Below are 14,467 nucleotides of genomic sequence, written 5' to 3'. Positions count from 1 at the left end.
GTCGCTGCCGCCGGCGGCGGTGGGGTCGTTGGGCAAGCTGTTGGCGATCCGGTTGATCGCCTGGTCGAAGTCGATCCCGTCGGCGGCGTCCAGCAGCCCCCACATCGCCACATGCCCGTCGTTGATCCCGGACAGCCGCAGGTGCCGGTCCCTGGCCGCTGTTTCGGCGCGTTGACGGGCGGTGTCCGGGTCGGCTGCGATGATCCAGGCCGGTAGTGCCCGCATGACTCGCGGCCACGGCCACGCCGGCAACGCGTCCGCCAACTGCTTGTCCACCCGGGCGGCCGCCTGCGCCGACAATGCCGCGGTGGCCTGGCAGACCTTCAACGCCTGCCACACCTGCACCGTCCCCGATAGCACGGTGTTCCACAGTCTGGGTAGCCGGTGCCGCAGATCGAGTGCGTCACCGATCCGGCCCATCGCCGCCTGCGGTGAGACGCCCAGTAGTGGGCCGATCTCGGTGGCCAGGAACTCACCCACCAGGGGTGTGCCGTCATGGCCGGGCTGGACCAGCCGTTCCATGCCATCCAGCACGGCTTCCTGATCGACCTCATACAGGTCGGCGGCATGCACGATGGCCACCAACTCGCTCACCTCGCCGGCCAGCCGCTGCCGGTGGGCATGATCCAGCGCCGCGAGCGCAGCCCTAACATCGCCGGGCGGCGGCGGCTCGAAGACCTGTTCCTCCGGCGCGGGTGAATCTTCTTCCGGGGCAGATGAATCGCTCATGGGACAAGTCAACCGGGCACGACTGACAAAAATCGTCCTCCGAACCGTTGATCTAGAAAGTGTGTTCCTATATTTTCCTGCACACTGCGCTCAGCGCCGGATACCGACCTGAGGCAGGTGAGGAGAAGAGGAACGCTGGGGCACCCCAGCCAGGCAGCCAAGCCAGCGCAGTCGGCCCGGCCCTGGTGAGCCCAGTGCACCGCTGCCGGGCTAACCCCGGGGCACCAGCCGCGGCAGCACTTGCTCGATCGGGTCCCGCAGCACCGCGTCCGCGAGGCCGTCGTAAGGAGTTCGCTGGGCGTTGACGATCACCACGCGAGCCGAGTTTCGCCGGGCGTACGGCACCAGACCGGCCACCGGGTGGACCGTGAGCGAGGTGCCGACCGCCAGCACCAGGTCGGCCTGCTCGGCAAGCGACGTGGCGGCGTCCAGGACGTCGGCGTCGAGCGCCTCCTCGAACAGGATCACTGTGGCCCGCGTGATGCCGCCACAAGTCGGGCAGCGGGGGTCGTCGTCCCCGGCGTGCACCCGGGCCACCATCTCGGTCATCGGGCCGGTCAACCCGCAGGACTCGCACCGCCAGGTGCGGGCGTTGCCGTGCACCTGGTGCACAAGTTCGGGTGAAGACCCGGCCAGCAGGTGCAGCCCGTCGGTGTTCTGGGTGACGATTCCGGCCAGCCGACCCTGACGTTCCAGGTCGACCAGCGCAAGGTGGCCGGGATTCGGTCTGGCCGCCCAGACCGCCGCGTCCGCCCGCGCCCGCCACGCCTTGCGCCGCACCGCCTCGTCGGTCAGGTAGTACGACAGTGTCGAGATCTTCTCCGCGTCCGGATCCAGCGTCCACCTGCCCCGCGGGCCGCGGAAATCCGGGATGCCTGATGCCGTGGACAGGCCGGCTCCGGTCAGGGCCAAGATCCGGGACGACTGCGCTACCAGTTCAGCGGCCCTGGAGAAGTCGGTCATGACCCCGACCGTACGTACGGCCGGAATGCCCTCGTGGCAAGCAGCACCACAACGAGCAGCAACCAGACTGGCCAGCCACCCCAGCCCATCAGGGTGGCGCTCATGGTGTCGACGCTGACCGAGGCGTCCCCGAACAGGATGATCGTGCCGCTCATCATCGCGTTGAAGGCGCCGTGGCCGAGCGCGGCGGGCCACACCGAGGCGCCCCGCTGCGACACCCAGGCCAGCAGCGCGCCCAACCCGATACACGACACACACATCATCAGCACACCCATTCGGGGGTTGGACGGATAGTTGTAACCGAGCAGGATCAGCGGCGCATGCCAGGCACCCCAGATGACGCCGGACGCCAGCACCGCGCCAGTGGCGCCAAGCCGGTCGCGCAGCCGCGGGAACAGGAAGCCACGCCAGCCGATCTCCTCCCCCGCGGCCGGCAGCGTATTCATCAGTGAGGCCGCGGCGAGGTTGACGAACTGCAGCAACCACATCACCCGGATCGGCATCGGCAGGTCGTCGGCGGAAGACCCCACCGCTTCGAGTTGCTGCTCCAGAAGCAGCCGGAACGCCGACATGTTCGCCAGGTCGAAGGAGTAGGTTCCGAGAGCGGCGCTGCTCAGCAGACCCAGCACCACCACCGCGAAGACCGCGACGATCGCGATCAGCAACCAGATCAGCAGTCGCGCGGCCGAACCGGCCGGCTTGATACCCAAAGTCGCCAGCACCGGACGCCGCTCCATGAACCGAACCACCACCACCGAGGCCACCGTCGGGGTGAACATCATCGCAACCGAGCAGGGCAGGAAGAACGGGCTGGCCAGCCCGTCCCCCAGCCACAGCGGCAGCGCCACCAGCCAGGCCAGCGCGTAGGCGATCAGGCAGAACACCGCGATCCCGCGCCAGCCCGCGTCCCGGTGCGGTTCGGGGTGCGGGCCCGTCGCGTGGTGCAGGCGGACGCCGTCACTGTCGCTCATCGTGACCTTCCCTTCGGGCCAGCAGGGTGTTGAGGGTGGCGGCCGCAGCCTCGGCGTCGCTGAGGGTGATCAGGAAGGGGCCCTGGTCGCCACGGTCGATGCGAAGCGCCGGTCCGCCGGACGTGATCAGGCCACGCTCACCGTTGAACCCGGCCCGCAACCCCCAGCCGCCGAAGTCACCCAGCGGGTTGACGTTCTTGACGGTGGCGCCCGCGATGGTCTGCATCGGCACGTCGGCCCAGGGTATGAAACCAAGCGCCCGGGCCCGCACGCCGCGGGCATCGACTGCGACGTTGGCTGCCATCGCCAGGCCGAGCACGGCAATCACGACCGCCAGCAAGGCCATCACGATCGCCGACCCCCAGTTCCCGCTGGCGACCATCAACGGAACCGGGATCACGGTGGCGAGCGTCCCGATGCCGAGCACCACGATCGCTGCCGGGGCCAGCCGGGTGCGGCCGGTCCATGCCAGCGTCACCGCCTCGTCCACCAGCAGTCGGGGCGCATTCGAGGCGATGTTCAGCGGCACCGGCGCCTCGCTGCGCGGGCGGCGGAAGACCAACCACCCCAGCACGCCCACCGCGGCAGCCGCGATGCTGGCCACCACCATCGCCAAATCGAACGAGGCATCTGGCACCTGCTCGGCGGTCATACCACGCTGCAGCCACAGCGAACCGTTCATCACCACCGACATGAACACGGCGGTTGCGGCGCTGATCGGACCCATCACGCGGCCCTGCCGGGTCACCAGCCCGATCACCAGCAGGAACAGCGGCAGCACCGCGACCACCACCGCGTTCTGCACGTACAGCTCGGCCACCGGCCGGAAGGCATCGGCGTTGCCGTCCGGGCCCCAGTGGGTCGCCACCACTTCGGGCAACTGTTCGCGCACACTCCACAGCAGTAGCGAGCCGCCGACCGCGGCGACGATCACGATCAGCGCGCTGACCAGGGTTGCCGTCACCTGGCTCCGGTCGATTCTGCGTCGGCTGGTCATTCCTGGACTTTCTTGTCGATCATCTGGATCAGCTCGTCGCGGCTGATGCCGAGCCGATCGGCCTGCGCGACCAGCTCGACGACCATACCGCTGAGCCGGGCGGCGCCGTTCCCGGACGCGATCACCACTGCGCCACGTCCCCTTCGCAGCTCGATCAGGCCTTCGTCCCGCAGTGTCTGGTAGGCCCGCAGCACGGTGTGCAGGTTGACGTCCAGGCTGCCCGCCAGGTCCTTGCCGGTCGGCAGCCGGTCGCCGGGACGCAGCGTTCGCTCGTCCACGGCCCGCCGGACGACGTTCGCGATCTGCTCGTACAGCGGCTGCGGATCGCGTTGGTCGATCTGCCACAGCATAGTTCTAGAATAACTAGAACAGACGCTGCGGACAAGCTTCTTCTTCAGTGCACTCGTCCTTCTGGGCAGGATCGGGCGCGGGGGCCCGATAGTGCACGCCCTGGCTCGGGGGTTGGGCCCGGCCCGACAGACGCGCCGAGAACGACAAGGACGCTAGCCGTAGCGCTCCCAGCGCCGTTCCACCAGGCCGTTCAGCGTCTGGGCGGCCACGTCCGCGTGCACCAACGTCACCAGCACCCGCTCCCCGTTGTTCAGGTCGATTCGCAACGCATCGCCGCGGCCAGTGATGAACGCCTCGGTGCCGTCGGCGAGGATCCGGCGGCCGATCCCGCCGTACCGGCGCGGATCGACGCTCACCACGCTGGCCCGCGACACCCGGTCGATCTCGATCACCTGCCAGGCCATGAACCCGTACCCGGTGATCCACACTCCTCCGGGTTCGATCCGCACCAGCGCGGCGGCCAGCGGGGCACGCAGGAGCACCAGGCCCGCGGCCAGGAAGCTCGCCACGATCAGGGCCGCAGATCCGGTCGCCAGGGCGGCAGCGAACTGGGCGCCAAGACCGATCGCGAGGGCGGCAACCTGCAGCCCCAGCCGCGGCGACCACGGGGTGTGGCCTGACCAGCCCGCCCACTGCCGCATCCCGGGCAAGGTGGTCTCCTGCTCACCGTTCGGGGCGGCCGGGACGCGCAGAACTCGGGCCAACCACAGCATCGAAAGCGTCACCACGATGGTGGACAGGGCCGCCCAGAGCAGCGGATGACCCAGCGAGGCGGTCTGCATGGTGGTCAGGCCGAGGCCTCGTTGCGTCCAGACCGCGCCGTGCAGCAGCACACCGAGGAACGTCGCCACCGCCGCGCTCAGCGGGGCGGCCTGGCGCGTCTGGTTGCTGACCACGCCCATCGCGGCCAGGAACAGCGGCATCGCCGTGCTGACCAGCACATTCAGCGCCAGCGCCGAGACGAAGGGCGTGTAGTTGTCGGGGTGCCCCAGACTGCCCCACTGGCTGTGGAGGTTCGTGGTGAACAGGTCGCGTTGCGTCCACAACCAGATGGCTCCGCCGAGACCGATCAACAGGGTGAGCGCCACTGCCACCCCGGTGAGGATCAGCCCGCGTGGTTCGTACCGCATGCCGGCATTGTGAACCCTGGCCGATGCAGGGACATCTGAGCGGGGTCCATAGCTTTGTCGTTCTCCTCTGGAAACCCCGGCCTGCCGGCCCTTAGCCGCAGGCCCAAGGGCCGTATCAAGCGTTGCGAACCCCCGATAGGGTCGGGGGACCAAGCAGCAGGTGCTGCAGTAGAAAGGGATTGACCGATGGGCAAGTACGACCACACCTATGGGTTCATCGACGACAAGTTGATCTGCCGTCTGCCCCGTCAGGGCGGCTCGAGCCAGGCTGTCGTGCGCTTCGAGCCGGTGGTGCGATTGACCGAGCACCATGACGAATTGCTGGCCGACCTCACCGAGAAGCTCAATGAACTCATCCTCACCCACGAGGCCACTTCGCCCAGGGACGACGGACGCGAACTGGCGATGATCAAGTCACCGAACGGATGGATGCTGGCCTACACCCACAACCAGTGGGACCGGGACTGGGAGGAGGAACGACGGGCCGGCGTAGTGCTCGAGCTCGATGGCGGCGACCACGACAAGCTTCGTGAACTGCTTGGCCTGCATTGATCCTGCCGAACACCGCGCGGTGCCCCCGATGGGAGTCGAACCCATACTTCAGCGGGTTTAAGCCGCCTGCCTCTACCGTTGGGCTACGGGGGCCGCGGGTCAGCCGGGTAGCGGCTGACCCTTGCCGGCGCCGACGATCGACCAGGCGATGCCGTCCAGGATGTCGGCCTCGCTGACCTGCAGGTCGACCCCCACCCGCCGGGTGACTTCGGCGATCACCAGCGACCCGGCGCCCAGCACGGTGGCGCGTTCGGGCGCCACCGGGCCGAGCGCGGCCACCTCCGCCACCGTCATGACCAGCAACCGGTCGGCCAGGTGGACAACCTCGAGCGGGCTCATCAGTGAGCCGTGAACGCGGTTCCGGTCGTACTCGGTCAGGCCCAGATTCACCGCCCCCATCGAGGTCGCGGTACCGGCCACGCCGATGAACGTGCGGATGCCGGTCAGGTCGACCGAGCAGCGGTCCAGTTGCCGGTTCATCTCCTCGCGGGCGGCCGCTACCTGGGCGGCGGACGGCGGGTCGCCGATCAGGTAGCGTTCCCTGATCCGCCGGGAGCCCATCTCGATGCTCTGCGCCTGCTCCACCCGTCCGGACGAGTCGCCGCGCACCAATTCGGTGGAGCCGCCGCCGGAATCCATCACCAGCACCGGGTCGCCGTCCAGCCGCGCCCCGGACACCGCGCCGGCGAACGAGAGCCCCGCCTCCTCGTCCCCGCTGATCAGCTCGGGCTGGATACCCAACCGGTCACGCACGCCGTCGAAGAACTCGTCCCGATTGGCGGCGTCGCGGGACGCCGAAGTCGCCACGAACCGGGCCCGGCTGCAGCGGTGCCGGCGCAGCAGCTGCAGGTACTCCTCGATCGCCGCCCAGGCCCGGGCGATCGAGGCCTCGTTCAGCAGGCCGGTGGCGTCCACGCCGTGGCCGAGCCCGACGAACCGCAGCTCGCGCTCGAGTTCCCGCAGAACCGGGCGCCCGCTGGCGGGTTCCTCCACCTCGGCGATGTACAGCCGCAGCGTGTTGGTGCCGGCGTCCAGGGCGGCAACCCGCTCACCCATCGCGCTCCTCCTCCTCGGGTTGACAGGGACCGTGCCAGAACTCCCCCATCAACGCCAGCGCCTCGTCGCCGATGGGGTTCACCCCCGGCCCGGCGGCCAGCGAGTGCGCGACCAGGGCGTGCAGGCACTTCACCCGGTTTGGCATCCCGCCGGCGCTGAAGCCGGCGATCTCGGCGACCTCGTCACCGGCGTCGGCCAGTGCGGCACGGTCGGCCAGGTAGGCCTGGTGCGCCCGCCGGTACTGCTCGGCGAGTTGTGAGTCCTCGGTCAGCCGCTGGGTCATCTCGGCCATGATCCCCGAGCCCTCCAGCCGGGACGCCGCGGCGACCGCCCGCGGGCAGGTCAGGTAGTAGGTGGTTGGGAACGGGGTTCCGCCGGGTAGCCGGGGACGGGTGGCCAGCACCCCCGGACGCCCGCAGGGGCAGCGCCAGGCGACACCGGCAACGCCGCGCATCGGGCGTCCCAACTGGGCTTCGGCGATGCGGGCGTCGTAGTCGGTGTACACCTCGTACCTGGCCATGCCGACCACTCCCTCCCTGTTACGGGCCATCTTCCTGCGGGATCGGGTCGTCGGCGGCGGTGACGCTGCCCCACATGCGGTCCCACCACGTCTTGGCGTACTCCCCCTCGGGCAGTTGCGCCGCGCCGATCTGCGAGCCGCCGCCGTAGGGCTTGCCGTCGGGGCCGATAACCCGGAACCCGGTCTCGCCGGGCACCACCCAACCCAGCCGCTCCCGCGCCTGGATCTTGACGTACTGGGGGTCGTTCCAGCGCTCGATCTCGTCCTCGAGGGTGCTGATCGACTGCTCGTGCTGTGCGATCTGCTCGCGCGCCTCGGCGATTCGGTACTGCTGGTTGAAGAAGACCCGCAGCGTGGTGGCGTAGCTGAACAACAGCACCACAAGCACCACGCCGAGGATGATCGCCCGTTGGGTGACCCGCAGCCCGCTGCGCAGCCTCGGGACGAGGGTGGCGCCACCGGGCGTCCTGGGTTGTTCGGCGGTTGCGTGCGCGGCCTTCGGTCTGGTCGCCTCACTGTTCCTGCCACTTGACGAGCTGCGCTGGCTGGGGCGCGACGCGGTCCGCGCGGCGGGGGTGTCGGCGCGGCCACGTCCGCCGGGACGGCGCTGGGTGGGCCTGCGGGACGGGTCCGGCACTTGTCACCCCTTCCCAGCGGCGTCGGCTCGGATGCTGCTCTTCGTCATTCCATGATGGAACATAGCTGGGGCCGGCCCCGCGCCGAAACGCGAGGACGACCCCAGCATCAGTTCACCGGCAGCTCGGGCTCAGGCCCACTTGTCGGCGTCGAAGCGCGGGAACGCGGACGCACCGGCGTAGACGGCCGACTCGTCGAGCTCGTGCTCGATGCGCAGCAGCTGGTTGTACTTGGCGATTCGCTCGCCGCGGGCCGGGGCACCGGACTTGATCTGGCCACAGCTCAGTGCGACGGCCAGGTCGGCGATGGTGGTGTCCTCGGTCTCGCCGGAGCGGTGGCTCATCATGCTGCTGTAGCCGTTGCGGTGGGCGAGGTTGACCGCGTCGATGGTCTCGGTGAGCGAACCGATCTGGTTCACCTTGACCAGCAGGGCGTTGGCGGCCTTGCGATCGATGCCGCGCTGCAGCCGCTCGACGTTGGTGACGAAGAAGTCGTCGCCGACCAGCTGCACCTTGTCACCGAGTCGCTCAGTGATGACGACCCAGGCATCCCAGTCATCCTCGTCCAGCGGGTCCTCGATGGAGACCAGCGGGTAATCGTTGACCAGTTGCTCGTAGTACTCGATCATTTCGGCGCTGGTCTTCTTCGCGCCCTCGAACTCGTACTGCTCGTCCTCGCCGAAGAACTCGGTGGCGGCCACGTCGAGCGCAAGCGCGACGTCCTTGCCCGGGGTGTAGCCGGCGGCCTGGATGGCCTCCATGATCAGGTCGAGGGCGGCGCGGTTCGACTCCAGGTTCGGGGCGAAGCCGCCCTCGTCACCCAGGCCGGTGGCCAGCCCGCGGTCCTTCAGTACCTTCTTCAGCGCCTGCGCGACCTCGGAACCGACGCGCACTGCCTCGGAGAAGGACTCGGCGCCGACCGGCGCGATCATGAACTCCTGAATGTCGACGTTGGAGTCGGCGTGCGCGCCACCGTTGAGGATGTTCATCATCGGGACGGGCAACAGATTGGCGGCCGGCCCGCCGATGTACTTGTAGAGGGGCAGTTCGGCCGACTCGGCGGCGGCCCGGGCGACGGCCAGCGAAACTCCGAGGATGGCGTTGGCGCCGAGGTTGGCCTTGTTGCTGGTGCCGTCCAGTTCGATCATCGCCTGGTCGAGGCCACGCTGGTCAGTGGCGTCCCAGCCGACGACCTCCTTGTAGATCTCTTCGTTGACGTTCTCGACGGCCTTCAGCACACCCTTGCCGCCGTAACGCTTCTTGTCGCCATCGCGCAGTTCGACGGCCTCGAAGGCGCCGGTGGAGGCGCCGGAGGGGACGCCGGCGACGGCGTAGGAGCCGTCATCGAGCAGGGCCTCTACCTCGACGGTCGGGTTGCCGCGCGAATCCAGGATCTCGCGAGCCTCGATGTATTCGATAAGTGCCACGGGTGTTGCCCTTTCTTCGGACTGGTGGATCGATTCGTTGTCCGCACACCACACTATCGGCCTGACCACCGACAGGCGCCACGGTTGCCAACAACCCCGCCGACCGCGGTTCAGCAGGCTTCTTCGCTGGGTGCCTCAGCGGTCAGGATGGCTCGCTCGAGCGCCCGCAACGCGTCCCGGGTGGCCTGATCGGGATCGATGCCGCTGGCCTGCGCCCGCTGGACAAGCCTTAGCACCTCGGTGCCCAGCTGCTCGGCGGTGATCGGTTCGGCGGCCATCGGCACGTCGAGGTGCACGTGCCGGGTGCGTGCCACCACCTTGCCGGCCCGGGCCAGGGTCGACAGCGTTTCCGGGATCCCCTCCAGCGCGCTGGCGCGCTGCTTCTCGGCCTGCTTCGCGGCCTCCCAGGTGCCCATCATGTCCTCGGGGTTGTCGGCGCCGTCGAAGACCCATGGGTGGCGGCGCACCAGCTTGTCGCAGATGCCCTTCGCGACATCCTCGATGTCGAATCGGTGCTGGCTGGACGCGATCTCGGCGTGGAAGTAGATCTGCAGCAGCAGGTCACCGAGTTCTTCCCGCAGGTCGTCGTCGGGTATGTCGGTGTCGGTGCTGCCCGCCTCGATCGCCTCGACCACCTCGGCGGTCTCCTCGATCAGGTGCTTGGCCAGGCTGCGGTGGGTCTGCTCGGCGTCCCACGGGCACTCGACCCGCAGGCGCGCCATGATGTCGGCCAGCCGGAGCAGTTGGCTCACGTGGCCGGACGGTAGTTCTCGTCGAGCTGCGACAGCGAACCCGAGCCAACGGCGCTGACGTTCGACAGGTCCCAGGTGCCGTAGCGCGGATTCAGCTCGACCTCGAAGTCGCCGAAGGCGTCCGACCAGTTCGAGCCGAGGGAGGACGCCACGAGGTTGTACCGGGCAACACCCAGGGTGATCTCGGCGCAGCGCTCGTTCTGGAGCAGCGGCTGAAGGTTCAGTGCGGCCGCCTCGGCCCGCAACTCGTCCTCGGTCGGCTTGGTTGGCTGCGAGTCGACGTACTGCTTGCCCATCTCGTCCATCACGACCCACTCGAGCATCTCACGGCGAATCGCGCCGGGCTCGGCGTTCTGGGCGCCGTTGGCCCGCAGCGCATCGGCACAGGCCTCGGACGCCTCGATCACTCGCGAATCGGGCAGCACGACGCCGTTGACGATGGCAGCCGTGCCGCCGGTGGGCGCGCACCCGGCCAACAGCGACAACCCGAGCAGTGGTAGCACCGCAGTTGGGACGACCTTGTTCATGTGGACCCCATTGGTTCTCGTGGACGATCAGCGGTCAGTCTACGCCGCCGCGGCGGTCGGGCCTGCCCGGCGCTCGGGCCTCGGCGTCCCCGCTCGGTTACTGGCTGGTGACGTCCTCAACCACATGCACGTGCAGCGAGTTGGTGTGCCCCTCGACACCGATCGGCGAACCGAAGACCACCACCACCCGCTCGCCCGGTCGGCAGACCCCGCGCCCGATCAGCTGGGTGTCGACCAGCCGCAGCATCTCGTCGGTGTTGGAGTACTCGGCCAGCGCGAAGACCTGGGTGCCCCACAGCAACGTCAGGTTCTGCGCGGTCTTGCGGATCGGGGTGAACGCGACCATCGGGATCGCACCGCGGTACCGGGCGAGCCGGCGGGCGGTGTCCCCGGACTGGGTGCAGGCGATCAGATGGCTGGCCTCGACGATGCGTCCGATGTCGAGCGCCGACATCGTCACCGCCCCGGGGATCGAGTCGAGCTTCCAGTCGATCCGGGAGATCCGGTCCAGGCCGAGTTCCTCGGTCTTGGTGATGATCCGGGCCATCGTCTCGACCGTCCGGACCGGGTAGGCGCCCACAGAGGTCTCCCCTGACAGCATGACCGCGTCGGCACCGTCGAGCACCGCGTTGGCGACGTCTGAGGTCTCGGCGCGGGTCGGCGTCGGCGACCCGATCATCGAGTCGAGCATCTGGGTGGCCACGATCACCGGCTTCGACTTGGTGCGTGCCTTGGTGATGATGTCCTTCTGCACCATCGGCACCTCCTCCAACGGCAGTTCGACGCCGAGGTCGCCGCGCGCCACCATGAACCCGTCGAAGGCGGCGATGATGGCGTCCAGGTTCTGCACCGCCTGAGGTTTCTCAATCTTGGCGATCACGGGCAGCCGCAGGCCCTCTTCGGCCATGATCTGGTGAACCCGCTCGACATCGGCGGCGTCCCGCACGAACGACAGCGCGATCATGTCGAAGTCGTTGCGCAACGCGAACCGGAGGTCGTCCTCGTCCTTCTCGGACAGGGCAGGCACGTTGACGGCCACACCGGGCAGGTTGATGCCCTTGTTGTTGCTGACCGGGCCGGCAACCACGACTCTGGTCACCACATCGGTGTCGGTCACGCTGACGGCCTCGAGTTGCACTCGGCCGTCGTCGATGAGGATGCTGTCGCCGGGCCGCACGTCGGCGGGCAGACCCTTGAACGTGGTGGTGGACCGCTCGGCGTCGCCGAGGACATCGTCGACGGTGATGGTGAAGGTCTGCCCCTCGACGAGCTCGACCGGCCCGTCGACGAACCTGCCGAGGCGGATCTTGGGCCCCTGCAGGTCGGCGAGCAGGCCGACGGTCTTGCCGACAGCGGTGCTGGCGGCACGGGTCTCGGCCAGCCGCCGGGCGTGCTCTTCGTGGGAGCCGTGGCTCATGTTGAACCGGGCCACATCCATGCCGGCCCGGACAAGTTCTTCCATGCGCTCCTGGGTCTCCGTCGCCGGCCCGAGAGTGCAGACAATCTTCGCTCTACGCACGTGACAACGCTATCCGGGATACCGGCTGGGCACGCAATCAACCGGCTTATTGCCAGACGGCCGGATGGTCTCGGCCGCGAATACCGCCTCCACCACGCCGGTGGCCCACTCCAGCAACGGCAGGCCCTCGATCGGGGCGATCGGCATGGTCTGGGTTTTCGGCCGTGGCACCAGCGCGACGTTCGCGGCGTCCTTCAACAGCGTGCCCGGATGCATCCGCTTCAGCCGCAACTGCCTCGACTCCGGCAGGTCGACCCGCTCCCCAGACGGCAGCAGCCGGCCATTCACCGGACCGAACCGGATGTAGTTGCCCTGCGTCATCACCTCCGCCAGCCCGGCGCGCCGGCAGGCGATCCGGAACCGGGCCACCGCTAGCAGCGCCTCAGTCGGCGGCGGCGGCGTCCCGTAGCGGTCGAGCAGTTCTGCGCGCAGCTCGTCGACGTCCTCGTCACTGCGCACCTCGGCCAGCCGACGGTACATCTCCAGCCGCAACCGTTCCGATTCGACATAATCGATGGGCAGGTGCGCGTCGACCGGCAGCTCGATGCGCATCTCGGCCTCCTCCTCGGCACTGGCCTCGCCGCGATACTCGCCGACCGCCTCACCGACCATCCTGATGTACAGGTCGAATCCGACGTCGGCGATGTGCCCGGACTGCTCGTCGCCCAGCAGGTTGCCGGCGCCGCGGATCTCCAGGTCCTTCATCGCGATCGCCATTCCGGCACCCAGTTCGGCGTTGGACGCCAGCGCCGCCAGCCGGTCGTGGGCGGTCTGGGTGAGCGGCTTGTCCGGCGGGTAGAGGAAGTAGGCGTAACCGCGCTCGCGGGAGCGTCCGACCCGGCCACGCAACTGGTGCAGCTGCGACAGGCCCATCCGGTCGGCCCGGTCGACGATCAGCGTGTTCGCGGTCGAGACGTCGATGCCGGCCTCGACGATGGTGGTGCAGACCAGCACGTCGATGCGGCGCTCCCAGAAGTCGAACATCACCTTCTCCAGCGCCCGCTCCGACATCTGGCCGTGCGCGGTGACGATGTTCGCCTCCGGCACCGCCTCGCGCAGTTGCCCGGCCACCTTCTCGATGTCCTGCACCCGGTTGTGGACGAAGAAAACCTGTCCCTCCCGGGCCAGTTCGCGCCGGATGGCGGCGGCCACCTGGCCCTGGTCGTAGGGGCCGGCGAAGGTCAGCACCGGGTGCCGCTCCTCCGGTGGGGTAGCGATCGTCGACATCTCCCGGATGCCGGTGATCGCCATCTCCAGGGTTCTCGGGATCGGGGTCGCGCTCATCGACAGCACGTCGACGTTGACCCGCATCTTCTTCAGGGCATCCTTGTGCTCGACGCCGAACCGCTGCTCCTCGTCGATGATCACCAGGCCCAAGTCCTTGAACTGCACCTTGTCGCTGAGCAACCGGTGGGTGCCGATCACCACGTCGACGCGCCCGGAGGCCAGGCCCGCGACGGTCTCGGCGACGTCCTTGTCGGTCTGGAATCGGCTGAGCGACGCAACCGTCACCGGGAACCCCGCGTAGCGCTCGGTGAAGGTGTTGGTGTGCTGCTGCACCAGCAGCGTGGTCGGCACCAGCACGGCCACCTGCTTGCCGTCCTGCACCGCCTTGAACGCCGCCCGGACGGCAATCTCGGTCTTGCCGTAGCCGACGTCGCCGCTGACCAGCCGGTCCATCGGGACCACCTGCTCCATGTCGGCCTTGACGTCGTTGATGGTGGCCAACTGGTCAGGGGTCTCGGTGTAGCTGAAGGCGTCCTCGAGTTCGCGCTGCCACGGGGTGTCCGGGCCGAAGGCGTGGCCCCTGGTGGCCTGCCTGGCCGCGTACAGCTTGATCAGGTCGGAGGCGATCTCGCGGACCGCCTTGCGGGCGCGCGACTTGCGCTGCCGCCAGTCGGCCCCGCCCATCCGGTCCAGGCTGGGCGACTCGCCACCCACGTAGCGGGACACCTCGTCCAGCTGGTCCATCGGGACGTACAGCCGGTCGCCGGGCTGTCCGCGCTTGGACGGCGCGTACTCCAGCACCAGGTACTCCCGGGTGGCGCCGGCGACGGTGCGGGTGACCATCTCGGTGTAGCGGCCCACCCCGTGCTGCTGGTGCACCAGGGCGTCCCCCGGCCTGAGTTCGAGCGGGACGATCTGGTTGCGGCGGCGGGTGGGCAGCTTCCGGGCGTTGCGTTCGGCGCCCGCCCCGGTGATGTCGGCGGCGGTGTGCACCACCAGCTGGACGCCGGAGGCACGGCAGCCATGCCGCAGCCCGCTTCGGAAGATGCGGACCACCGGGCTGGCTTCGATCGGGTCGGCCAGGTCATCGTCGATGCGGGACGCGATGTCG

14 protein-coding genes, 1 tRNA gene and 1 pseudogene are annotated in these 14,467 nt (G+C 68.8%); 1 reads left to right on the top strand and 15 read right to left on the bottom strand.

The genetic code is table 11. The features are described from left to right. The 6 genes from WBL05_RS08625 to WBL05_RS08600 all read right to left on the bottom strand — a co-directional run. Positions 1–729: DUF222 domain-containing protein (locus WBL05_RS08625; RefSeq protein WP_424225246.1), on the bottom strand; the 729-nt coding region annotated here is incomplete at its 3' end. A gap of 210 nt (positions 730–939) precedes the next feature. Continuing rightward, the gene (locus tag WBL05_RS08620; protein WP_424225245.1) at positions 940–1,692 is read right to left on the bottom strand and encodes an SIR2 family NAD-dependent protein deacylase; all 753 of its coding nucleotides are present in this window, start codon (positions 1,690–1,692) and stop codon (positions 940–942) included. Further along, positions 1,689–2,663: a CPBP family intramembrane glutamic endopeptidase gene (locus WBL05_RS08615; RefSeq protein WP_424225243.1), complete on the bottom strand. Its 975-nt coding sequence runs from the start codon at positions 2,661–2,663 to the stop codon at positions 1,689–1,691. The genes WBL05_RS08620 and WBL05_RS08615 overlap by 4 nt, the downstream gene beginning before the upstream one ends. Then, the gene (locus WBL05_RS08610; protein WP_424225241.1) at positions 2,650–3,660 is read right to left on the bottom strand and encodes a hypothetical protein; all 1,011 of its coding nucleotides are present in this window, start codon (positions 3,658–3,660) and stop codon (positions 2,650–2,652) included. The genes WBL05_RS08615 and WBL05_RS08610 overlap by 14 nt, the downstream gene beginning before the upstream one ends. Continuing rightward, positions 3,657–4,010 carry a GntR family transcriptional regulator gene (locus WBL05_RS08605; protein WP_424225239.1) on the bottom strand — a complete coding sequence of 118 codons (354 nt, stop codon included), beginning with the start codon at positions 4,008–4,010 and terminating at the stop codon, positions 3,657–3,659. Before WBL05_RS08605 ends, WBL05_RS08610 begins: the two co-directional genes overlap by 4 nt. A 153-nt stretch (positions 4,011–4,163) precedes the next feature. Further along, complete coding sequence (locus WBL05_RS08600; protein WP_424225238.1) at positions 4,164–5,141, bottom strand: hypothetical protein; 978 nt, start codon at positions 5,139–5,141, stop codon at positions 4,164–4,166. 186 nt (positions 5,142–5,327) lie between these two features. Between WBL05_RS08600 and WBL05_RS08595 the strand changes: the two genes are divergently transcribed. Continuing rightward, entirely contained in the window at positions 5,328–5,693 is a 366-nt protein-coding gene (locus WBL05_RS08595; RefSeq protein WP_424225236.1) for a hypothetical protein, read from the top strand. A 20-nt stretch (positions 5,694–5,713) separates the two neighbouring features. Here the strand turns inward: WBL05_RS08595 and WBL05_RS08590 are convergent. The 9 genes and pseudogenes from WBL05_RS08590 to mfd all read right to left on the bottom strand — a co-directional run. After that, positions 5,714–5,786, bottom strand: a tRNA-Leu gene (locus WBL05_RS08590). 6 nt (positions 5,787–5,792) lie between these two features. Further along, a complete protein-coding gene (locus WBL05_RS08585; protein ID WP_424225234.1) occupies positions 5,793–6,749 on the bottom strand; it encodes an exopolyphosphatase in 957 nt (318 codons plus the stop codon). Then, entirely contained in the window at positions 6,742–7,269 is a 528-nt protein-coding gene (locus WBL05_RS08580) for a DUF501 domain-containing protein (protein ID WP_424225250.1), read from the bottom strand. The genes WBL05_RS08585 and WBL05_RS08580 overlap by 8 nt, the downstream gene beginning before the upstream one ends. A gap of 141 nt (positions 7,270–7,410) precedes the next feature. Then, positions 7,411–7,648, bottom strand: a pseudogene (locus tag WBL05_RS08575) (FtsB family cell division protein); the annotation flags it as partial. 387 nt (positions 7,649–8,035) lie between these two features. Next, on the bottom strand, positions 8,036–9,331 hold the full coding sequence (gene eno / locus WBL05_RS08570; RefSeq protein WP_424225232.1) for a phosphopyruvate hydratase: 1,296 nt from the start codon (positions 9,329–9,331) through the stop codon (positions 8,036–8,038). Positions 9,332–9,441: 110 nt separating this feature from the next. Further along, complete coding sequence (locus WBL05_RS08565) at positions 9,442–10,053, bottom strand: MazG family protein (protein WP_424225248.1); 612 nt, start codon at positions 10,051–10,053, stop codon at positions 9,442–9,444. A 26-nt stretch (positions 10,054–10,079) separates the two neighbouring features. After that, entirely contained in the window at positions 10,080–10,610 is a 531-nt protein-coding gene (locus tag WBL05_RS08560; protein ID WP_424225231.1) for a hypothetical protein, read from the bottom strand. Positions 10,611–10,707: 97 nt separating this feature from the next. Continuing rightward, positions 10,708–12,072 (bottom strand): pyruvate kinase, encoded by a 1,365-nt coding sequence (gene pyk, locus WBL05_RS08555; RefSeq protein WP_424225230.1) that lies wholly within the window; start codon positions 12,070–12,072, stop codon positions 10,708–10,710. 66 nt (positions 12,073–12,138) lie between these two features. After that, a partial coding sequence (gene mfd, locus WBL05_RS08550; RefSeq protein ID WP_424225229.1) for a transcription-repair coupling factor occupies positions 12,139–14,467 on the bottom strand: 2,329 nt, incomplete at its 5' end.

The sequence above is a fragment of the Brooklawnia sp. genome (assembly GCF_049651565.1).
In the GTDB taxonomy this organism is placed as follows: domain Bacteria; phylum Actinomycetota; class Actinomycetes; order Propionibacteriales; family Propionibacteriaceae; genus Brooklawnia.
The sequence above is the reverse complement of the archived record's forward strand: the minus strand, read 5'-3'. Positions and strand labels throughout refer to the sequence as shown.